Genomic DNA, 21,428 nt, shown 5'->3' on the forward strand with positions numbered 1-21,428 from the left:
GATAAAGCACAATCGTTTACCTGAGTGGACACAAGCTAGCATCATCGGTTACACCCTCTAAAGGATGCCACCTATGGTAAAGATGATGCTCTCTCTTTTATTAATTGATTAAAAAACAGGCAGTGTGATTTTATTGAATACCAACAAATCATTACTGCCTTTATCCACAGTTTATGGTCAGGTTTATGCCATCAATAGGTGCTATAGCTCAGTCACTTTTATCGATCAGGCCTTGGTTTATTTAGCTAAAACGATGTCTAGCTATTACCAGCGGTTAAAACACCATCATCTAGCGTCGCAATCTCTGTTGTTTTTAGAGATTCAAATCGTCATATTTTTAAATCATCATATTTATTAGACTAGGCCAAACATCAAATAATATTAGATAAGTAATTGATTAATTCATATCAAATGGCAATAGTTGTGACTAAATGATTCACAATGTGTACTTAGCAGCATTCTTTCAATATGATTTTCTTCATCGATCCTTCTCTATCCAATACGTCTGTAATTTGACAACTGCTTAATAAGCATATCAGATCATATTGAACGGTTTTTTGCCCACTTTGGTTTGAATTTGGCCATTGGCTAAAGCAGTAAATTGACATTTACTGAGATAATTGGGGTCTTGTGGTTGCCACATGACGTCATAGTCTATCCCGCAAATTTCACCTTGAACTCGTTCTTGTATTTTAAAAGCTCTTTTAAGACTAGAGTCGGCGTAATGCCTCAACGTGGCTAGTCTTTGCTGAGTGTGTATATCCTACTGATACATGGTTTTGATTGTGGCCGGCTTCTGTGCAGATTAATCATCTGCAACCGCATGAATGGAAACCCCAGCTAATAAGGTATTCAATACAATATATTTTTTAAACATGTTCTCCTTTTTCAAATAATCAAATAAAAAAATCATTCAGTCTTGGTTTTAGTGGCTGCATTTAAAACAAATAGCTAATCAAGATTCAAGGCCATAACGCTTTGAATACTATTGATGATATTGAACATTGCCAAGCTTGAGCCAAATGATTCGTTACATAAAAGCCATCGTTTACTAAGTCATATGGCGTAGTAATCATGCTACTTTCAGGCAGCTTTCAGCATTGTGATAGTGATCTATGCTTTAGCCTAGTCTGCGTGATGGTGCTTGAGGGAGGAGCTGAGAATGGAAGACAGGACATTTTGGGATCCAGAAACGTTGACGGATATGCCGCTAGATAAGTTGGTTGTTTATGTGCTGAAATTGCATCACGATTACATCAAAAAAACGGCCCCATTACTACAGCAGCAATTGCATACTTTGGCGAATTCACATGACCAAAAGCAGCCGAAACTACGGCAAATAGCCAATTTATTTGATCAAATTTATGGGGATTTGGCACTACACCTTCATAAAGAGGAAAACGTTTTATTCCCCTATATCATTCAATTGCAAGCTGCTTTTGTAGGGAATGTCGGCATTTCGCCGCCACAATTTGGTTCGGTACGATTTCCTGTTCGCATGATGATGCAGGAACATCATGTCGCTGATGAGCAATTTGCTTTATTGATAGATTGGTGCGAGCCCATGATCGCTTTACCGAATACGGAAGTGCTTATCAGGGAGACTTTCTCATTATTGCTTGAATTCTTTCATGATTTTTGTCTGCATAGCCATATTGAAGATACCATTTTATTCCCTAGGGCACTGGAGGTCGAAAATTTATTATTAGAACCAAAAGTTGACGATCAAACTGAATCATGCAGGATCAAGTAATGACCAAAAGAATAGGCGCCAGTACGGCTAGGAGCAAGATTAGGTGATGAAATTAATTGATCGGTTTGGTCGAAGTATTGACTATGTACGCATTTCCATTACTGATCGCTGTGATTTGCGCTGCGCTTATTGCATCCCCAAAGGGTATAAAGGCTTTGAGAAATCGGCCAACTGGTTGGGGTTTGATGAATATTTGCGGATTGCCCGAGCATTTGTGCAGCTGGGTGTGCGTAAATTCAGAATTACTGGAGGAGAGCCTTTATTGCGTCGGGGCGTGGTTGATTTTATCCGCCAGTTGTCGTCGCTACCAGGTGTGACAGATGTTTCAATGACCACCAATGGCACCAGGTTAGCTATTTTGGCTCAACCACTGGCATCAGCGGGGTTAAACCGACTCAATGTTAGTCTGGATTCGCTTCGGCGCGACTGCGTGCAAGAAATTACAGGTTCGGACAGCTTACCCTTGGTGATAAATGGGTTGATCCACGCACAACAAGCTGGGTTTAAGCAAATTAAGATCAATATGGTGCCTTTACTTGGTATGAATGAATCAGACATCCGCCCGATGCTGGATTTTTGTCAAGCGCATGGTTTTATTTTAAGTCTAATTGAAGTGATGCCGATAGGCGACAGTGCACGCAGTCAAACAGGCATGAATCTAACCAAATTAGTAGGTAGTTTGGTTGAAGATTATGGGCTTCAGGCAACCACTCATATCTATGGCAATGGCCCAGCCCGCTATTGGCAAGATGCCAGTGGCCGCTTTAAGTTGGGGTTAATTACCCCTTTATCGCAACATTTTTGCGCCAGCTGTAACCGGGTGCGTTTATCGGCTGAAGGCACAATTTACACATGTTTGGGTGAGGAATTTAATTATCCACTCAAATCTTTATTGCGTGATGGTTGTTCTGAGCGCGAATTACGTTCTGCTATTTTAGCAGCTATAGCGCAAAAACCACGTCAACATGATTTTATAAGGGCACCGGAAAAAATCATTCGCATTATGGCGAAAACCGGAGGTTAAATATTGTTCATTTTTCGAAATTAACTCATGCCAATGATGACGAGGAATATTGTCTATACCCCTTTCGAAGGATGGGGTTTGGTTGGCGCTTAGACTACAATAAGTATCAACCTTAGGCGCAAGTGGAGCAGGGTGGTAACCTTTGTTTCAGTATAGACATCAAGGTCACATTTTGCCTGCAGGCCTATTGAGTTAATGGATGAATTATGAAAAGAATATGGCAACAGATTGACCGGTCTTTCTTGCGCGGGCAGCGACTTTCTCGAGTACTGATGGTATTTATCGCCATTTGGTTGTTGCTGGCAACTGGGCTGATTGGTTTGTCCTTAAACACTTCTTGGCGGTTGGAAGAGCGCGGCATGGCCATTAATGAAGCAGGAAGCTTGCGCAAACGGGTTTTTCATATGATGTTGCTGGCAGAACAACCGCATGACCAAAGCCAATTGCTCAATGAATACCATGAATTCGAAAAAATTCTTAGGCATTTAAAGATGTTGCGTGAAGGTGGATTTGGTGGCAGTGCACGCCATCAGGCATTACAAAAACAAGTAACCACAATCGACCAGCATTTTCAGGCATTTTGGCACCAAACCCTAGCCTATAGTCAAAATAAAATAGGCAGTCAAGTGTTCTTGGCGGAAGCGGAATCGTTTACAGAAGCCATCAGTGATTTGGTGCTGATTATTGAGCAGGATAATACCCGCAATATTGAGCTGTTACGCTGGTTTCAACTGTCTTTGCTGATTATGGCATTTATATCGGCATTGGCGTCATTTCGTTTGCTCCACTACTTGGTCATTGCGCCACTGTATCGTTTAAATGAAGGAATCGTACGGATTCGACAAGGACATTTTCATGCTCGTGTGGACATGTCTCAAGCCAATGAATTTGGTCAAGTTGCGCATGGATTTAACTTAATGGCGGAAAAATTAAGTGTTGTGTATGACAATTTAGAAAACTTAGTGAGTGAAAAAACACAGGCTTTGCGCAAGAAAAACCATGAATTAGCAGTATTGTATGACATGACTTCAGTGTTTCAAGAACATCAAGAATTGTCGATTCTAGTGCAGACATTTATCCATAAAATGATGGTGTTCAGTGGAGCTGAAGGTTGCGCAGTGCAATTAAAAAAACGACATTCTTCAGTATTTGAGGTGGTAGGTACCAGTGGCTTGCCTGAATTGGTGGTTAATGATATCCGCCAATATAAGTGCGCGCAAGGGCATTGTCAGCAAGTGATTTGTGCTGAATATGCTGACATCGCGTCACCTGTGGCGATATTACCTCAAAATTATTGTGGGATTCAGCAAGCCTTTCCCCATTGCTTGGCTTTCAGCATTCGCTCGGCTGATGATGAAATTGGCATTTTGAATTTGTATGCCCATCACCCCTTGCACGTCAGTGCCGAAGATCAGCAGTTGGTTTCAACTGTATGTAGCCAATTTGGTATTGCCATTGAAAGTCTGCGTTTAAATGAGCTCGACAAGCAAATGGCCATTTTGGAAGAGCGCAATTTGATGGCGCAAGGGTTGCATGACAGCATTGCCCAATCTTTGTCTTTTTTGAATATGCAGGTACAGGTTTTAGAAAAAGCATTGGTTGAGCAGCAAACTGAGCGCATAACACAAACGCTCCATTTTATTGATGAAGGTATTCAGGAATGTTATGACGATGTGCGTGAGTTGCTGTCGAATTTTAGAGTGAGGTTGGCGCGCGAGGGTTTTTTGAGCTCATTGCAATCGGTGATGAGTCGTTTTGAAAAGCAAACTGGCATTACTTTAGCATGGACTGTTACGGGCGAAGCATATGAATTGGATGCAGATGAACAGTTGCAAATGGTCTTTATTGTTCAGGAAGCCTTATCGAATATTCGCAAACATGCTCATGCAAATCATGTGCAACTTCATCTGGTGTATGCGCCAGATGGCGTTGAGTTGACTATTCAAGATAATGGTGTTGGTTTTGATACTCAGGAATTAAGACAAAAAGAGGTGCAGGGCCATGTTGGTACCAGTATCATGAAAGAACGCGCTGGAAAAATAGATGGGCAGCTAAAAATTGTATCGAAAACTGATCAAGCACGGTGATTGAATTGACTGTCCCACGCAAAAACAGGCGCACAAAGGAATAAACACACATGGAAAATACCGCAGCCAAATACCGCCTATTGATTGTTGACGACCACACTTTATTTCGCAAAGGACTGCGCTCTTTGGTCGACAGCAGCACACAGTTTGAGGTGGTTGGAGAAGCCACTGATGGCTTGGAAGGCGTGAAAATGCAGCAGCAATTAAGGCCAGATGCGGTATTGTTGGATCTAGATATGCCCGTGATGGGGGGGATTGAAGCGTTACCTATCATGATTAGCGACCACCCTGACTTGGCCGTTTTGATGTTGACGGTTTCAGAGGATAGCCATGATTTGATGGAATGTATGCGCTTGGGCGCCCGAGGCTATTTATTGAAAAACATCGATACTCAATTCTTGCTCGACAGCATTGGCAAAGCGATTGAAGGTGATAGCGTACTCTCCCCAGAAATGACGAGTAAATTAATTACTCATTTACGACACAAAGACACGCAGCCACAGAATCAAACTGAACCACTGACACCGCGCGAAAAAGAAATTTTGCAATGGTTGGCACGTGGCGTTAGCAATAAAGTCATCGCTCGGAATCTTAATGTGACGGAAAGCACCGTTAAAGTTCATGTACAAAATATTTTGCGCAAATTGAACGTGATTAGCCGTGTGCAGGCTGCGGTGTATGCTGTGGAGCACGGCCTGGACAAATAAGCGCGCGAGGGCCGTATCATAGAGGTGATAGAAATAATTGCTGAAGATTCGTTTTCTACCACCAAGGCTTTTTAACAGCAATGTGTTAATGGTTTCTGTCGTTTGGTTGTGACATTGAGCTTCAAACATTGATTTTTTCAAATAAAGGCTGCCTGAAATCATTCAGGCAGCCTTTTTGCGATTTAAATTTAGTATGGTGGAAGAAGCAACTGGTCGAAAGAACTAGTGAAGGTTCGTCTTTTGCCGTGCAAATTTGACCTGTTTTGCTAATGGGTTGAGGGGGTGATATTGCGTATGCTGACACCGTCTCACTACCAGGAGTAAACAAATGGATACCGCAAAGAGAAAATCCATTACTGTATTAACGTCCAGCACAGTGTCTTTTGCCATCTGTTTCATGATATGGATGGTTTTTGCCGTTTTGGGTCTGCCGATTAAGCAGCAATTTAATTTAAATGAAACTGAATTCGGGCTATTAACAGCGATGCCTGTTTTGTCAGGTTCATTGATTCGTGTGCCTTTGGGCATTTGGGCTGATCGATTTGGTGGACGCATCGTTTTTTTCTTATTGATGCTGTTTTGCGTACCGCCTGTATTTCTGCTGCAATATGCGCACAGCTATAGCCAGTTTTTATTGATTGCACTCTGGCTGGGTTTGGTGGGTGGTTCATTCTCAGTAGGTACACCCTATGTAGCCAAATGGTTTAAAAAAGAAAACCAAGGTTTGGCTATGGGTATTTTTGGCGCAGGTAATGCCGGCGCGGCCTTAAATAAATTTTTGGCGCCCGCCATCATTGCGGCCTTCGGATGGCAAATGGTGCCACGCGTTTATGCGGTTATTTTATTGGTGGTTGCTATTTTATTTTGGTGTTTTAGCTATGCTGAACCAGCTTCTCATACCACCAAAAAAACTTGTTTAAGCGATCAATTAAAACTCATTAAAAACCCACGCGTGTTGAAATACAGCCAATATTATTCTGTTGTATTTGGCGGTTATGTGGGTATCTCGCTATGGATGGTGAGCTATTACGTTGAAGAATACCATTTTCCTTTAGTACAAGCGGCTTTACTCGCTGCTTGCTTCTCGCTGCCTGGTGGTGTGCTGCGTGCTTTTGGCGGCTGGTTGTCAGACAAATATGGCGCACATAAGGTGACTTGGGCTGTCATGTGGGTGTGTTGGGTTGCCTTCTTTATCTTGTCTTATCCGCAAACACAACTGTCTATCCAAACGGTTTCAGGCAACCTGAATCTGCATATGGGCCTTAATGTCGTTTTATTTACCATTATCTTATTTGTTGTAGGCGTGGCTTTGGCCATTGGTAAAGCATCTGTATTCAAGTTTATTGCCAATGAATTCCCTGATGATATGGGTACTGTATCTGGCGTTGTGGGATTGGCGGGTGGTCTAGGCGGTTTTTTCTTGCCAATTTTGTTTGGCTTATTGGTGGATTTAACTGGTATTCGTTCCAGCTCATTCATGTTGATGTATGGCACTGTGTGCGTCAGCCTGATTTGGATGCATTTCTCGTTTAAAAAAGAACATATTTGATATTTTAAGGAATAGTCATGAGCAAAATTTTAAGCAATTGGCAGCCGGAAGATTCCCAGTTTTGGCAAACCAAAGGCCATCGCATTGCTAATAAAAATTTGTGGATATCCGTGCCTGCGTTGTTATTGGCCTTTGCTATTTGGCAGGTATGGAGTGTTACTGTGGTTAAGCTGCCGCATGTGGGTTTCCAATATTCCAATAATCAATTATTTTGGTTAGCTGCTTTGCCTGCTTTATCTGGTGCTACGTTACGTATTTTTTACTCATTTGTGATTCCGATTTTTGGTGGCCGAAAATGGACGACATTGTCTACAGCCAGTCTGTTGATTCCAGCAATTGGCTTGGGTTTTGCCGTGCAAAACCCAAATACGGCTTATTCAACCATGTTTGTTTTGGCATTATTGTGCGGGTTCGGCGGTGCTAATTTCAGCTCATCTATGTCCAATATTAGCTTCTTTTTTCCTAAGGCAGCCAAAGGCAATGCCATGGGGATTAATGCGGGGCTAGGTAATCTGGGTGTATCTGTGGTGCAGCTGGCCGTGCCTTTGGTGATTACAGCGGGTATTTTTGGTGCCTTGGGTGGCGAATCTCAAACCATCACAACACCGCAGGGAACCAGTCAAGTGTGGTTACAAAATGCTGGCTTTATTTGGGTACCATTTATTATTTTGAGTTCTTTAGCCGCGTGGTTTGGTATGGATGATATTGGTAATATCAAATCATCCTTTAAAGAACAATCCATTATTTTTAAACGTTTGCATAACTGGATTATGTGCTGGTTGTATGTGGGTACATTTGGCTCTTTCATTGGTTTTTCTGCCGCATTCCCACTGTTGATTACTCAATCTTTTCCTCACGTCGATGCCATTAAATTTGCATTTTTAGGCCCATTGGTTGGCGCTATTATGCGCGTCGTTGGTGGTTGGTTATCAGACAAGATGTCAGCAGCGAAAGTAACAGAAGTCAGCTTTGTTATTATGATTATCGGTGTTTTGGGGGTTATTTTGTCTCTGCCTGGCGTCGAAGGTTCTGGCAACTTCAGCGGATTTTTCTTAAGTTTTATTTTACTGTTCGCATTCAGTGGTATTGGCAATGGTTCAACTTTTGCACAAACACCTCGTATTTTCTCAATGTTTCATCGCCATATACAAAAAGGAGACTCCCAAGCTGCTGAAATGCACGCGACTAAAGAGTCCGCCACTTCTTTAGGATTTATGGGCGCTATTGGTGCCTATGGTGGTTTTTTGATCCCCAAAAGCTTCGGTACATCTATTGCGTTAACGGGTAGTGCGCAGTGGGCATTAATTTTGTTTATTGCGTTTTATGTGAGCTGTTTGATTGTGAATTATTGGTTTTATGTACGGAAACAATCGCTTACATGTTGTTAGAAAAAGAGGGATTAGGTACGAATAAGTCGAAAGAACTAATGTTGAGACTTCTATTTGCCTCTTCCTACCAATATTAAAAAAAGCGTCATTATTGAACAATACACAAAACCACTTTCGGGCCGCTAGCCTGAGGAGCACAAAACCATGAGCCAATTTTTGGACAGACTCAATTTTCTACATAAAACCAAAGAAACCTTTTCTAAAGACCATGGCGCGGTGGTCGCAGAAAGCCGTGATTGGGAAAATGGTTACCGTCAACGTTGGCAACACGATAAAGTTGTCCGCTCTACACATGGTGTGAATTGCACGGGATCTTGCAGTTGGCGTGTATTTGTTAAAAATGGCCTGATTACTTGGGAAATGCAACAAACTGATTATCCGCGTACTCGGGCAGATTTACCTAATCATGAACCACGGGGCTGCCCTCGCGGCGCATCCTATAGCTGGTATGTTTACTCGGCACAGCGTGTTAAATACCCCATGATTCGATCTTCATTGCTGCGTTTGTGGCGAGAAAAACGAAAAACCATGAATGCTATTGCTGCATGGCAAAGCATTACCCAAAGCCCTGAATCAGCCAAAGAGTATAAATCCCAACGTGGTTTGGGCGGTTTTGTGCGCTTGGATTGGCATGAAGCCTATGAAATCATTGCCGCAGCGAATGCCTTTACCATTAAAGAATATGGGCCAGACCGCATTATCGGTTTCTCACCTATTCCTGCCATGTCTATGGTTAGCTATGCTGCTGGAGCACGCTATTTAAGCTTATTAGGTGGTGTACCATTATCATTCTATGATTGGTATTGTGATTTGCCTCCATCAAGCCCTCAAACATGGGGGGAACAAACCGACGTGGCTGAATCGGCCGATTGGTATAACGCTAATTATTTGATGGTGTGGGGATCCAACGTGCCAATGACGCGCACACCCGATGCTCATTTCTATACAGAAGTGCGCTATAAGGGCACCAAAACAGTTGCTGTATCACCTGATTATGGTGAAATGGTTAAATTCAGTGATATCTGGTTGGCGCCCAAACAAGGCACAGATGCTGCATTGGCGATGGCGATGGGGCATGTGATTCTGAAAGAATTCCACCTGAATAATCCTTCTGAATATTTTGTTGATTATTGCCGTCGTTTAACCGATATGCCGAATTTGGTGGTGTTGGATCAGCAAGCTAGCCGTTTGCTCCCGGGTTATTTTTTACGCGCCAGCCAAATTGATGGGGCTTTAAATGAAACCAATAACCCTGAGTGGAAAACATTGGTTATCGACGAAGAAAGTGGCGATATTACCGCACCTAAAGGCTCAATTGGTTTCCGTTGGGGCGAGCATGGCAAATGGAATCTGCGTTCAGAAAAAGCCGATGGCCAGGCCATCAAACCATTGATGACACTGGCTGAAACACACGATGATATCGTGGGTGTAGCCTTTGATTACTTTGGCGGTAAAGACGCAGGGGCCGTTTTAATCAGAAATATTCCAGTTAAAAAAATCACCAACGATAAGGGCGATACCTTACTGGTTGCCACCGTATTCGATTTGATGTGCGCCAATTATGGTATCGATCGTGGTTTTGGTGGTGAAGGCGTGACTGACGATTATATGGCTGATGTGCCTTATACGCCGTTTTGGCAGCAAAAACACACGGGTGTTAAACCAGAGTTGGTGATTCAGGTAGCACGTGAATTTGCTCAAAATGCCGATGAAACACACGGCAGAAGTATGGTGATTGTGGGTGCAGGTTTAAATCACTGGTATCACATGGATATGGCCTATCGGGGCATTATCAATATGCTGATGATGTGCGGTTGTATTGGACAAAGCGGCGGTGGCTGGGCGCACTATGTTGGTCAGGAAAAACTGCGACCGCAAACTGGTTGGGCACCTTTGGCCTTTGGTTTGGACTGGCATCGTCCTAGCCGTCAAATGAACGGCACCTCTTTCTTTTATGCCCACACCAGCCAATGGCGCCATGAAAAATTAGGCATGGATGAAGTCACCGCGCCAACTCATGAAGGAGAAATGGCTGGATTAAGCCAGATTGATTTCAATGTCAAAGCCGAACGCATGGGGTGGTTGCCATCAGCACCTCAATTAACACGTAATCCGTTGGATGTGGTTCGTGATGCTGAAGCGCATGGTCAAAACCCAGTTGATTTTACCGTTGGCCAATTAAAATCCGGTAATTTGGATATGGCTTGTAATGACCCTGACAATCCTAAAAACTTTCCGCGTAATTTGTTTGTATGGCGCTCTAATATTTTAGGTTCATCGGGTAAAGGTCATGAATATTTCTTGAAATATTTATTGGGTACACAAAACGCTTTACTGAGTGATGAGGCTGACTGTATCAAACCCACGGACATCAATATTAGACCAGCAGCCGAAGGTAAGCTTGATTTGCTGACTGTTTTGGATTTCCGTATGTCCACAACCTGTTTGTACGCCGATATTATTTTGCCAACCGCTACTTGGTATGAGAAAGACGATCTGAATACATCTGATATGCATCCCTTTATTCACCCCTTGAGTGAGGCCGTGCAGCCGTTGTGGGAAAGTAAATCAGATTGGGATATTTATCGCGGCTTGGCCAAAGCTTTCTCAGAAACAGCCAAGGACTATTTAGGTGTACAAAAAGATTTGGTTTTGACACCACTCATGCACGACACACCGCAAGAACTGGGTCAGCCGTTTGATCCCAAAGACTGGAAGTTGGGTGAATGTGAACCTATCCCAGGTAAAACCATGCCGCAAATGACCGTAGTTGAACGTGATTACGGCGCTATCTACGATAAATACACTTCTATTGGTCCATTGCTGGAAAAAGTGGGTAATGGTGGTAAAGGTATTTCTTGGCAGACACAAGCGGAAGTATCGCTGTTACGCAAACTCAATCACACTCAAAAAGAAGGTGTGGCTGAAGGCCAGCCTAAATTGTATACAGCCATTGATGCGGCAGAGATGATTTTGACACTGGCGCCAGAAACCAATGGTCATGTGGCAGTAAAAGCTTGGGCCGCCTTATCGAAAAACACGGGTATTGATCACACTCATCTGGCAATTTCTCGTGAGCATGATTCAATTCGATTCCGCGATATTCAGGCACAACCACGCAAGATTATTTCTTCGCCGACTTGGTCTGGTTTAGAAAGCGAGGAAGTGAGCTATAACGCTGGGTACACCAATGTGCATGAGCTGATTCCGTGGCGTACATTGACGGGCCGCCAGCAATTTTATCAAGACCACCAATGGATTCGTGTGTTTGGCGAAGGCTTCGTGTCTTATCGACCGGCAGTTGATTTGAAAACCACAGAAGCTGTTTTGGGTAAACATGGCAATGGCAATACAGAGATTGTTCTTAATTTTGTTACACCACATCAAAAATGGGGTATTCACAGCACTTATTCAGACAACCTACGCATGCTGACTTTGTCACGAGGCGGCCCACACATTTGGATGTCTGAAATGGACGCGCAAAAAGCAGGTTTGGTGGATAACGATTGGGTAGAAGTGTTTAACGTTAATGGCACATTGACGGCGCGTGTTGTGGTCAGTCAACGCGTACCAGAAGGTATGACCATGATGTATCACGCTCAGGAAAAAATCGTTAATGTACCGGGTGCTGAAGTGTCTGGAAAACGAGGCGGTATTCATAATTCGGTTACCAAAGTCGTGATGAAGCCAACACACATGATTGGTGGTTACGCACAGTTGTCATGGGGCTTTAACTACTATGGCACTGTAGGAACTAACCGCGATGAATTTGTGGTTGTGCGCAAAATGAAGAAGGTCGATTGGTTAGATGAACCGGCCGAAGCACAATCGGTAACAGAATAAGTGAGGACACAATAATGAAAATTCGTGCACAAATCGGCATGGTATTGAACCTAGATAAATGTATCGGTTGCCATACTTGTTCCGTGACCTGTAAAAACGTATGGACCAGTCGCGATGGTGTGGAATATGCCTGGTTTAATAATGTGGAAACCAAACCTGGTATTGGTTACCCGAAAAACTGGGAAGACCAAGAGCAATATAACGGTGGTTGGGTGCGTCAATCCAACGGCAAACTTACTTTGAAACAAGGTGGCCGCCTGAAAGTATTGGCTAATATTTTCGCTAACCCCAATTTGCCCAGTATTGATCAGTATTACGAGCCGTTTACATTTGACTACGAGCACCTGCAAAATGCACCCAAAATGAAAACACCACCCACAGCTCGTCCAGTTTCGGTGTTGACGGGTAAAAAAATGGACAAAATCCATTGGGGGCCAAACTGGGAAGATGACTTGGGTGGTGAGTTTGCCAAACGCGCTAAAGATAAGTTATTTGACGGTATTCAAAAAGACATTTATGCCGCTTTTGAAAATACATTCATGATGTATTTGCCGCGTTTGTGTGAGCATTGCTTGAATCCCGCTTGTGTGGCCAGCTGCCCCTCAGGCTCAATTTACAAACGTGAGGAAGACGGCATTGTTTTGATTGACCAAGACAAATGCCGCGGTTGGCGCATGTGTGTATCTGGTTGCCCTTACAAAAAGATTTATTACAACTGGACCAGTGGTAAAGCAGAAAAATGCATCTTCTGTTATCCACGTATTGAAGGTGGTCAGCCGACCATTTGCTCAGAAACTTGTGTAGGTCGCATTCGCTATTTGGGTGTGCTTTTATATGATGCAGACCGCATCAGCGATGCCGCGTCTGTTGAGGACCCTCAAGACTTGTATCAACAACAGTTGGATGTTTTCTTGGATCCCAATGATCCAGAAGTGGCCAAAGAAGCTTTGGCACAAGGTATTCCTGCCGAATGGGTGGATGCAGCTAAGAATTCGCCAGTGTATAAAATGGCAGTGGAATGGAAAGTGGCATTCCCATTACATCCTGAATACCGCACATTACCAATGGTTTGGTATATCCCGCCGTTGTCGCCCATTCAATCTGCCATTGAAACAGGTGTGATTGGTGAGAATGGTTTGATTCCCGATGTAGAAGAGTTGCGTATTCCCGTCGAGTATCTGGCTAATTTATTGACCGCAGGTAAGACCGAACCCATTGTAACTGCTTTGCAAACCATGATTGATATGCGTAAGTATATGCGCGCCAAAACTATTTACTCTCAAGACGAAGCAGTGGCTCAATTGTCTGCTCATTCTTTGAGCGCTACGCAAATTGAAGAAATGTATCAAATCATGGCTATTGCCAATTACGAAGATCGATTTGTGATTCCAAGTGCACACAAAGAGATGGTAAGCGATACTTTTGAAGAAAAAGCCGCTTGTGGATTTAGTTTTGGTAATGGCTGCTCGGATGGACACAGTGGAGGCAGTTTATTCGGTAAACGCAAAGCTTCACCTATCGTATTCCATGGCTTGCGCAAAAAAAATAATCAGAAAACACTGTAGCGGAGGATATGATGTTTAAGATTTTATCAATATTACTGAGTTACCCGCGCAGTCAGTGGTTGGGGCAGCTTGCGGAAATAGAAAATTACATTCGCCAACAACACACTGATTTTTCAGGCAGCCTCGCTCCGTTTCTGACTTATTTGCGTGAACACGATGAGATTGAGCTGCAGGAGCAATATGTCAGCACATTTGATCGAGGGCGCAGCCATTCTTTGCATTTGTTTGAGCATTTGCATGGGGAAGATCGTGCGCGCGGTCAGGCGATGGTCGATTTGTTGTCTGAATATCAATCTCGTGGTTTTGAGCCAAAAGACAGTGAATTACCCGATTATTTACCCCTGTTTTTGGAGTTCTTATCAAATGTGGATGTAGCTGAAGCAAATTCACTATTGGCAGATGCTGTCCATGTGATTGCTTATCTGGCCGAAAACTTGCGCAAAGATGATTCTGTTTATGCGCCAGTGATGGAGGCGGTTGTCACTTTGTCTCCCGTTGCGCCAGAACCATTGCAGGCTGCGCCTGTACGCAATATGGATGAAGCATTGGAAATGTTTGGACCCACACCAGAAGGTATAGAGCCGCTATTGAGCCCAACCGTTCAACCAGTGCAATTTTTCCCACAAAAAAATTCCCTATAGGCCAGGAGTGATTATGAATTACCTCAATCAATTTTTCTTTGGCATATATCCGTATATTGCCTTAAGTATTTTCTTCCTAGGCAGTCTGATTCGCTTTGATCGCGAGCAGTATTCCTGGAAGTCTGAATCCAGCCAGTTATTACAACCAAAATATCTGCGCTTGGGTAATATTTTGTTTCATGTGGGGGTTTTGGGTTTGTTTGGCGGACATTTGGTCGGCTTGCTTACACCTGTTGTTGTTTGGGATACCTTGGGTGTACCTCATGAAGTGAAACAATTGACAGCAATGATTGCCGGCGGTGTTATGGGCTGCATGGCTTTGGTTGGCATTCTGATTTTGATGTATCGCCGTTTTACGTCAGCCCGTTTATTGGCCAATAGTACTTGGCGGGATAAATTGGTGTTGATTTGGTTGCTGATTACCCTTTTATTGGGTCTCAGCACCATTGTCGCCTCATCTCATCATTTGGATGGTGAAGAAATGGTCAAACTGATGACTTGGGCTCAATATATTGTGACATTCAGAGGTGGGGCTGCAGATTTGTTGTCCGAGGTTAGCCTAGTATTTAAGTTACATTTGTTTATGGGCATGACATTGTTTGTTATTTTTCCATTCACTCGGCTGGTACACATATGGAGTGGGTTTGGTACGTTGGTTTATCTGAAACGCCATGCCCAACTGGTTCGAAGTAGGCGCTATTGAATTAAGGCTGATGTATTTTTTACACTGAATAGAGCCAATGAAAGTTAAAACTATCAGTAGAGTCAAACTAGCCAACTTCAGAATGACATCTACCGCGACCCAAAGCATCTGAATTTCTGTGGCAATTCAGATGCTTTATGATTGCGTTTGATTGCACGAGCCATGCTCGATGAGTAGGGATTGGCTTTTAACCTAGTGAAATAGATTTTTATAGACTCCTTAAATCTGATGCAAATTGGGTGAATCTTGAATTAATCTAGGAAGCGTCAGTGACTACCAAGTCCAATTTGCCGTCCTCCATTTGAGGAAATTCAGATAAGCCCATATCAAAATCAAAGTGTCTAAGCTGTTTTTGTAGTATAAGGGTAGTGCAATCACTATTGTATCTAGTTTAAATTCCATATAAAAATTAATATTGGATATTGCAACTAAACTAGTTGATGGGTTTAAGTCTAGCTAGTGGCAAATAAATTGAGAGGATTCATTTGCCACTATTCATTTATATAGCAAAAACATTCGCCAACAAGACTTGCAACAATCCTCCTGCAACAATTAACCATATCAAAATTATTGAACCCAATATCAGTGGCTTAATCCCTGCGCTGCGAATCATTTTAAAACTTGTCGTTAATCCAAGAGCCGTCATGGCCATAGCCAGTAAAAATGTATCTAAATTTATTATTTTTTGAAGAATATATACAGGTATAAATTGAAAAGAATTAATAATCACGACGCCTATAAAAACAAAAGCAAACCACGGAATAGCAATTTTAGAATTCGATGCATTATTGCCTTTTGCATGTTTTCTATTCTGCCAAAAGGCCAATATCAATAACACAGGTGCCAACATCATGACCCTAATCATTTTGGTCGCCACTGCCAAGTTTGCTACTTCATCGTTAATACTTTTACCAGCAGCCACAACTTGTGCCACTTCATGAACAGTCGATCCAATATAAACACCATATTGTGTATCCGTTATTGGCCACCAATTCCATGCATGCATTTGAGGGTACAGAAACATGCCAATCGTGCCAAAAATTACCACCGTTGCAATGGCGACGCTGACTTTAGCAGGTGTGGACTTTAATATTGGTTCTGCTGCCATGATGGCCGCTGCACCACAAATACTGCTGCCAGCACCAATCAAAATTGCAGTGTCGGAGTCTAATTTCAACCAGCGTCTTGCCAGTTCATAGGTCAAAACAAAAGTAGAGCCCAACATAATGATATCCGCCAAAATGCTCAGCCATCCGGCAGTGCCTACTTGCTGTAAAGTTAAGCGGAATCCATACAAGATAATGCCAATACGTAAAATTTTATTTTTACTAAAATTAATCCCATCATGACAGTAGGGTGCTATTTTTGGATAAACAGTATTGCCAATAATCATGCCTATAACAATGGACAAAGTCAGGGTACTGAATCCCATGCGAGACAACCAGGGTAGATTGTTCAATACCGAAGCAATGATGGTCAGGAATGTGACTACGCATAGCCCAATGGGCCATTGACGTTTCATGGAATTATTCATATTAAAGCATGAGTTTTTAAAGTTGTGATCAGCATATCCACTTATGCTAATCATTAAAAACGAATAAAATTAATTAAGCCTATCTAATTTATCGATATATGCATATTACCTTACGTCAATTGGCCATTTTTAGAGCCATTTTGGAGCATCAATCTACAACTCAAGCCGCTGTAGTTTTGTGCTTATCTCAATCGGCAGTGAGTAGTGCGTTATCCGATTTGGAAAAACAATTAGGTGTTCAAATCTTTGAGCGAATAGGGCGCCGTTTGGTGTGCAATGAATATGGCCGAGTGCTCTATCCTAAATGCATTTCAGTTTTAGAGCAGGCTGAAGAAATAGAAGGTTTGTTTAAGGGCCAACATGCTAACTTGCATATTGGTACCAGCACGACGATTGGAAATTATTTAATGCCATCGTTGATGGCAAAGATGATCCACGACTACCCAAATGTTCATTTCAAGCTGACTGTGGCTAATAGTAAAGAGATTGCAGAGGGTATTTCAAACATGAATTATGATTTGGGCTTAATTGAAGGCCAATTTAGCCATCCCGATATTTTAATGAAACCTTGGCAGTCTGATGAATTAGTGTTGTTTTCCGCCCATCATAGTCAATGGGTATCTCATGATGAAGAACGTGTCAACTTGGCCGCATTGGCCAGTTGCCCATTGATTGTAAGAGAGACCGGCTCCGGCACTCGAATAGCGGTTGAACAACAATTATTACCACAAATGCCTAAGGTAAATATTGGGTTAGAGCTTGGCAATTCTGAAGCCATAAAACAAGCCGTATTATGTGATTTAGGTATTGGCTGCTTATCCAAACATGTGATTGAAGCAGAGTTAGCTGATGGTAGGCTTCGAATACTCCGAGTAGCAATCGCCCCCATATATCGCACACTATGGTTATTACAAAACCGACATAAACACCATAGTGAAACGCTACAAATATTTATGAATATTTTATTTAATAATTCAGGTGTACACTATTAATTATTAATCAGATTCCGTATTTCTATTGTGATCTTTTATGCATCAAAAATAATAATTAAAATACAATCGCTAATTCCAACAAGCGATATACCACTTAGGTGTCATATGTTCAAAATCTCTTCTAATACTGTTGGGAAGATTAACTGCTGAGTCTAGTACGAATTCCTCATTCCCAACTCTTTTAAAAACAACCCAATGCCAAAAATTTTTCCCATCTTCTTTGTGATATCGTATAGACAATAATGCTAAATCAGGTAGGTCGGACCACGAAGTAAAAGATTTTTCCTTGTCTGCCGTAAAAACGCCAAATTTTTTGAGTAAACGGCGTACATATTGCGTGTCTGACCACAAAGCTTTGTCTACAGCGAATATGCCCATGCTATTAGCTACTGCTTTTATCTCGCTATAGCTTTTACCAACAATATTGGCTACAGATGCGATGCCACATCCTGTGGTTTCTTCTTGTTTAATAGCCTTGATTTTTATTTTCGTCATAAATGGTATGGTTTAGAGAGTAATAAATTCTTTAGTTTTTTGCACTGTATAAAGCAATCACATCTGCTTCAGTCAAATTGGTTGTTTCATTTCTAAATTCGTAAAATGATGGTTTATTATCAATATAAATTTGAGTTTTCAGAATTAAGTCATCATTGTTATGAACAATACAAAAAACATTTATATTGCAAAATTTTTGATCTTGCGTGCGCCAAAATAAAGATGTCCCGCAGTGGTTACAAAAGCCTCGCTCTCCCCGTTCTGAGGACTGATAAATGGATACATAATTCTCAGTAATCCACCTCAAACTACCTTCTTTGATATGAATATTCATATTTATACCACCAGATTGACGTCTACAAAGCGAACAATGGCAGGCAGTTACATTCTGATTCATAGTCTCAATCTCAAATTGGGTATAGCCACATAGGCAACGGCAGTATTGGTGCATAGCAGGCCTTCAAAAATTTTCTGATTAAAAATCACATTATATTAAGTTTTGAGTATATCAAATTAAGATTCCATTAGGAATCTTAATTTGATATACTCAATTGGCTAGCCTAATTGAATTTTTTCTTCTTTAGCTAGTTAATAAATAATCATTTAAAAATAAATTGATATTAAAGGTATTGCATTCTATGAAAAAAACACTCTCTATCGGCGTCATTATGCTGTCTTTGTTGGCAGGGTGCCATGTTGTATCACAGCCTAAAGATGCTCCGATGCAGCAACAAGCCCAATCCATCCAGAGTGATTTCAGTCAAAAAAACATTAATGGTGTAATCACAATTTTTGATGGTAAAAATTACGCCAGTTATGGTAGCAATGTAGCACGAGCCAATCAGCAATTTATTCCAGCATCTACTTTTAAAATGCTTAATGCGCTTATCGCATTGGAAAATCGTATAACCACGACTACTGAAGTTTTCAAATGGGATGGTCAAAAGCGTGGTTTTTCTACATGGGAAAAAGACATGACATTGGGTCAGGCGATGGAAGCTTCTGCTATTCCTGTGTATCAGGACATTGCCCGCCGTACTGGGTTAACCCTGATGCAAAATGAGGTTCGTCGGGTGGGTTTTGGTAATAGTAACATAGGCACTCAAGTGGATAATTTCTGGTTAGTGGGTCCGTTAATGATTACTCCGAAGCAAGAAGCCCAATTCGCCTATCGTTTGGCAAAAGAAGAGTTACCCTTTTCCCAAAAGGTGCAGCAAGACGTGAAAAAAATGCTGTTAATTGAACAGCAACAAGGCTACAAAGTATTTGCCAAAAGCGGCTGGGGTATGGATGTTGAGCCCGTTGTAGGCTGGTATACAGGTTGGGTTGAATCGCCCGATGGCCAGATTAAATCCTTTGCGCTTAATATTCAGATGGACAAGCAAACTCCACCCAGTATTCGCAAAGAACTAGCCATTCGGTCGCTTTCTGAGCTTGGCTTGTTCCCGAGCCATTAAATGTTGGCGGTTCAACGATTGTTATTTTGATAAGTCAGGATGCCCCATGGGTCGCCTAGATTAGGTAAGTCATCTACGCGGCTAATCACACAACATGACCTACAAACCAGATCAGCTTGAGGTGCTTTCTCGAACGGCCAATTAGGCATCTCGAGTTGGTTTATATCCGCGTAGAAGATTTATGAATAACGCAATGGCATTATCGTCTGTGACTTTGCCGTATAGTGCTTTATCCACGGCGCTGCTGCGCACAAGTGTTATTAAGCTATTAGCCAGTTTTAAAGGTGATTCAGGTAGCCTTATGTGGGCCAAGTTAAATAAATAAGACAACAAATCGGCGTAGGTATGACGATGCCTATCCATCATTACTGTATATTCTTTTTCAAAAGCAGCATTACGTGCAGCAAAGAGATATAGCTCGGTAGACAGTAGTGCTAGGTGTCTATCCATAGCATAGTCTTGTATCCAACTGGATACAGCAGCTAATGCTGAGTCAAAATCTGTACTGGCTTTTTTGACAACAGACAAAAGACTTTGTGCAATCTGATCGTTATGCTGATCTAATAAATTCAATATCAGATCTTCTTTGCTTTCAAAATTAGAGTGAAACGCACCTTTGGTGTATCCAGCCCCTTTTGCAATATCATTAATTGACGTGCCTTCAACACCTTTTTCGGCTACCAGAAGATAGGCTGATTCAATGAGTCGTTGCCGAGTTCGCTGCTGAGTTTCTTCACGAGAAAAACGCGTTATTTCTGCTTTGTTTATTTTTTTCATTTTATCTCCCGTATCCCTGTAATAGAGGGAATATTTCAACCGTCATAATTAGATGCAATTAAACATTGCAGTTTGTATGGATTGTTTAGCGATTGACATCTATTAGTTGTCATCATATTACTCATTAAAAATTCCATACGGAATTTTTAATGAGTTTCGAAAAAACTAAATTTTGAGTGGTTAGCTGAAACTTTAATAATCTAGTTGCATTTTAGCAAATGTGATTCGAAGCATTGAGGATTAACTTAATGGATCTATTCAAATAATAATAGCTGGGTTGGCAATGAGATGGACGGTTAGCCAAGCCCGTATGCCTGCCATGATGCCGATATTCATCACCGCTGGTCATCAACCCACAGACAAAGGCAAACTAGTAGCTCCAGCTACAATGATCCACTACAACGCAAAGATAGTATCTACTTATTGCGCGCTACCACGGGCTTCTGCCAAATATAATGGTTTTTTCCCCAAGCACTCACCTTAAGCTTTCGTGATTATTAAAATTACTCAGTCATTAGTATGGAAAGTTTCGGCTAATTCTCATACCAACTTAGAAACCCAGCTTGCTGTATCTAGGTATTCATTTCAATGAATAGTTTTAATTAGATATTTAAATGGGTATTGTCGGAATGATGAAAAACTACGAATAACCAGAGTTTTATTGAAAAATAATGGCGGAGAGGAAGGGATTCGAACCCTCGATACGCTATTCACGTATACACGCTTTCCAGGCGTGCGACTTCAACCACTCATCCACCTCTCCGAGAAGGGATCAATGTAAAGCGAAGCGGGGATTATAGCGGGCAGGGCACGTTTTCGCAACCATGCATATCATAGGGATCAACCATATAAGTATTAAGTAGTTATTCAATAAATGTAGAAGCGGTACAGGTAAAATCTTTTTTGGTAATAG

At 41.9% G+C, this 21,428-nt stretch carries 16 protein-coding genes and 1 tRNA gene; 12 read left to right on the plus strand and 5 right to left on the minus strand.

Translation table 11 applies throughout. The features are described 5' to 3' along the window. The first annotated feature begins 1,162 nt into the window (after positions 1-1,162). The 10 genes from A2F46_RS03700 (at position 1,163) to narI (ending at position 15,260) form a co-directional block, all read left to right on the plus strand. Positions 1,163-1,753, plus strand: coding sequence for a hemerythrin domain-containing protein (locus A2F46_RS03700; protein ID WP_066566865.1), 591 nt, complete (start codon positions 1,163-1,165; stop codon positions 1,751-1,753). Between the two features lie 46 nt (positions 1,754-1,799). After that, positions 1,800-2,777 (plus strand): GTP 3',8-cyclase MoaA, encoded by a 978-nt coding sequence (gene moaA, locus A2F46_RS03705; RefSeq protein WP_066566867.1) that lies wholly within the window; start codon positions 1,800-1,802, stop codon positions 2,775-2,777. A gap of 206 nt (positions 2,778-2,983) precedes the next feature. Beyond that, a complete protein-coding gene (locus A2F46_RS03710) occupies positions 2,984-4,864 on the plus strand; it encodes a histidine kinase (protein WP_066566870.1) in 1,881 nt (626 codons plus the stop codon). A gap of 50 nt (positions 4,865-4,914) precedes the next feature. Then, on the plus strand, positions 4,915-5,571 hold the full coding sequence (locus A2F46_RS03715) for a response regulator transcription factor (protein WP_066566872.1): 657 nt from the start codon (positions 4,915-4,917) through the stop codon (positions 5,569-5,571). Between the two features lie 328 nt (positions 5,572-5,899). Next, a complete protein-coding gene (locus A2F46_RS03720; protein ID WP_066566874.1) occupies positions 5,900-7,120 on the plus strand; it encodes a nitrate/nitrite transporter in 1,221 nt (406 codons plus the stop codon). Positions 7,121-7,137: 17 nt separating this feature from the next. Then, positions 7,138-8,508 carry a NarK family nitrate/nitrite MFS transporter gene (locus A2F46_RS03725; protein ID WP_066566876.1) on the plus strand — a complete coding sequence of 457 codons (1,371 nt, stop codon included), beginning with the start codon at positions 7,138-7,140 and terminating at the stop codon, positions 8,506-8,508. A 144-nt stretch (positions 8,509-8,652) separates the two neighbouring features. Continuing rightward, on the plus strand, positions 8,653-12,351 hold the full coding sequence (locus A2F46_RS03730; protein WP_066566879.1) for a nitrate reductase subunit alpha: 3,699 nt from the start codon (positions 8,653-8,655) through the stop codon (positions 12,349-12,351). A gap of 14 nt (positions 12,352-12,365) precedes the next feature. Further along, a complete protein-coding gene (gene narH, locus A2F46_RS03735; RefSeq protein WP_066566882.1) occupies positions 12,366-13,916 on the plus strand; it encodes a nitrate reductase subunit beta in 1,551 nt (516 codons plus the stop codon). An 8-nt stretch (positions 13,917-13,924) separates the two neighbouring features. Beyond that, entirely contained in the window at positions 13,925-14,557 is a 633-nt protein-coding gene (narJ, locus tag A2F46_RS03740; protein ID WP_066566885.1) for a nitrate reductase molybdenum cofactor assembly chaperone, read from the plus strand. A 13-nt stretch (positions 14,558-14,570) separates the two neighbouring features. Beyond that, positions 14,571-15,260, plus strand: a complete 690-nt coding sequence (narI, locus tag A2F46_RS03745; RefSeq protein WP_066566887.1) for a respiratory nitrate reductase subunit gamma — start codon at positions 14,571-14,573, stop codon at positions 15,258-15,260. Between the two features lie 499 nt (positions 15,261-15,759). Here narI and A2F46_RS03750 read toward each other — a convergent pair whose 3' ends face one another. Continuing rightward, positions 15,760-16,782 carry a YeiH family protein gene (locus tag A2F46_RS03750; protein WP_197457552.1) on the minus strand — a complete coding sequence of 341 codons (1,023 nt, stop codon included), beginning with the start codon at positions 16,780-16,782 and terminating at the stop codon, positions 15,760-15,762. 110 nt (positions 16,783-16,892) lie between these two features. Between A2F46_RS03750 and A2F46_RS03755 the strand changes: the two genes are divergently transcribed. Beyond that, on the plus strand, positions 16,893-17,786 hold the full coding sequence (locus A2F46_RS03755) for a LysR family transcriptional regulator (protein ID WP_066566893.1): 894 nt from the start codon (positions 16,893-16,895) through the stop codon (positions 17,784-17,786). Positions 17,787-17,855: 69 nt separating this feature from the next. On the opposite strand, the gene A2F46_RS03760 is transcribed toward A2F46_RS03755, so the two are convergent. Continuing rightward, entirely contained in the window at positions 17,856-18,281 is a 426-nt protein-coding gene (locus A2F46_RS03760) for a hypothetical protein (RefSeq protein WP_066566895.1), read from the minus strand. 31 nt (positions 18,282-18,312) lie between these two features. Further along, positions 18,313-18,732 (minus strand): GFA family protein, encoded by a 420-nt coding sequence (locus A2F46_RS03765; protein ID WP_066566897.1) that lies wholly within the window; start codon positions 18,730-18,732, stop codon positions 18,313-18,315. 187 nt (positions 18,733-18,919) lie between these two features. On the opposite strand from A2F46_RS03765, the gene blaOXA reads away from it, so the two are divergent. Continuing rightward, positions 18,920-19,738: a class D beta-lactamase gene (gene blaOXA, locus A2F46_RS03770; protein WP_066566899.1), complete on the plus strand. Its 819-nt coding sequence runs from the start codon at positions 18,920-18,922 to the stop codon at positions 19,736-19,738. Between the two features lie 141 nt (positions 19,739-19,879). Here blaOXA and A2F46_RS03775 read toward each other — a convergent pair whose 3' ends face one another. Both A2F46_RS03775 and A2F46_RS03780 read right to left on the minus strand, forming a co-directional pair. After that, positions 19,880-20,515, minus strand: coding sequence for a TetR/AcrR family transcriptional regulator (locus A2F46_RS03775; protein ID WP_066566905.1), 636 nt, complete (start codon positions 20,513-20,515; stop codon positions 19,880-19,882). A 672-nt stretch (positions 20,516-21,187) separates the two neighbouring features. Then, positions 21,188-21,278, minus strand: a tRNA-Ser gene (locus tag A2F46_RS03780). Positions 21,279-21,428: the final 150 nt, after the last annotated feature.

It is taken from the genome of Snodgrassella sp. CFCC 13594 (genome assembly GCF_001590725.1).
Classification (GTDB): domain Bacteria; phylum Pseudomonadota; class Gammaproteobacteria; order Burkholderiales; family Neisseriaceae; genus Snodgrassella.

Excerpts from the sequence above, each read along its gene's own strand:
- A2F46_RS03720 (WP_066566874.1), top strand. The coding sequence starts at position 5,900 with ATGGATACCGCAAAGAGAAAATCCATTACTGTATTAACGTCCAGCACA.
- moaA (WP_066566867.1), top strand. The coding sequence starts at position 1,800 with ATGAAATTAATTGATCGGTTTGGTCGAAGTATTGACTATGTACGCATT.
- A2F46_RS03730 (WP_066566879.1), top strand. The coding sequence starts at position 8,653 with ATGAGCCAATTTTTGGACAGACTCAATTTTCTACATAAAACCAAAGAA.
- A2F46_RS03750 (WP_197457552.1), bottom strand. The coding sequence starts at position 16,782 with ATGAAACGTCAATGGCCCATTGGGCTATGCGTAGTCACATTCCTGACC.
- A2F46_RS03765 (WP_066566897.1), bottom strand. The coding sequence starts at position 18,732 with ATGCACCAATACTGCCGTTGCCTATGTGGCTATACCCAATTTGAGATT.
- narJ (WP_066566885.1), top strand. The coding sequence starts at position 13,925 with ATGATGTTTAAGATTTTATCAATATTACTGAGTTACCCGCGCAGTCAG.
- A2F46_RS03725 (WP_066566876.1), top strand. The coding sequence starts at position 7,138 with ATGAGCAAAATTTTAAGCAATTGGCAGCCGGAAGATTCCCAGTTTTGG.
- A2F46_RS03755 (WP_066566893.1), top strand. The coding sequence starts at position 16,893 with ATGCATATTACCTTACGTCAATTGGCCATTTTTAGAGCCATTTTGGAG.
- narI (WP_066566887.1), top strand. The coding sequence starts at position 14,571 with ATGAATTACCTCAATCAATTTTTCTTTGGCATATATCCGTATATTGCC.
- A2F46_RS03710 (WP_066566870.1), top strand. The coding sequence starts at position 2,984 with ATGAAAAGAATATGGCAACAGATTGACCGGTCTTTCTTGCGCGGGCAG.
- blaOXA (WP_066566899.1), top strand. The coding sequence starts at position 18,920 with ATGAAAAAAACACTCTCTATCGGCGTCATTATGCTGTCTTTGTTGGCA.
- narH (WP_066566882.1), top strand. The coding sequence starts at position 12,366 with ATGAAAATTCGTGCACAAATCGGCATGGTATTGAACCTAGATAAATGT.
- A2F46_RS03715 (WP_066566872.1), top strand. The coding sequence starts at position 4,915 with ATGGAAAATACCGCAGCCAAATACCGCCTATTGATTGTTGACGACCAC.
- A2F46_RS03775 (WP_066566905.1), bottom strand. The coding sequence starts at position 20,515 with ATGAAAAAAATAAACAAAGCAGAAATAACGCGTTTTTCTCGTGAAGAA.
- A2F46_RS03760 (WP_066566895.1), bottom strand. The coding sequence starts at position 18,281 with ATGACGAAAATAAAAATCAAGGCTATTAAACAAGAAGAAACCACAGGA.
- A2F46_RS03700 (WP_066566865.1), top strand. The coding sequence starts at position 1,163 with ATGGAAGACAGGACATTTTGGGATCCAGAAACGTTGACGGATATGCCG.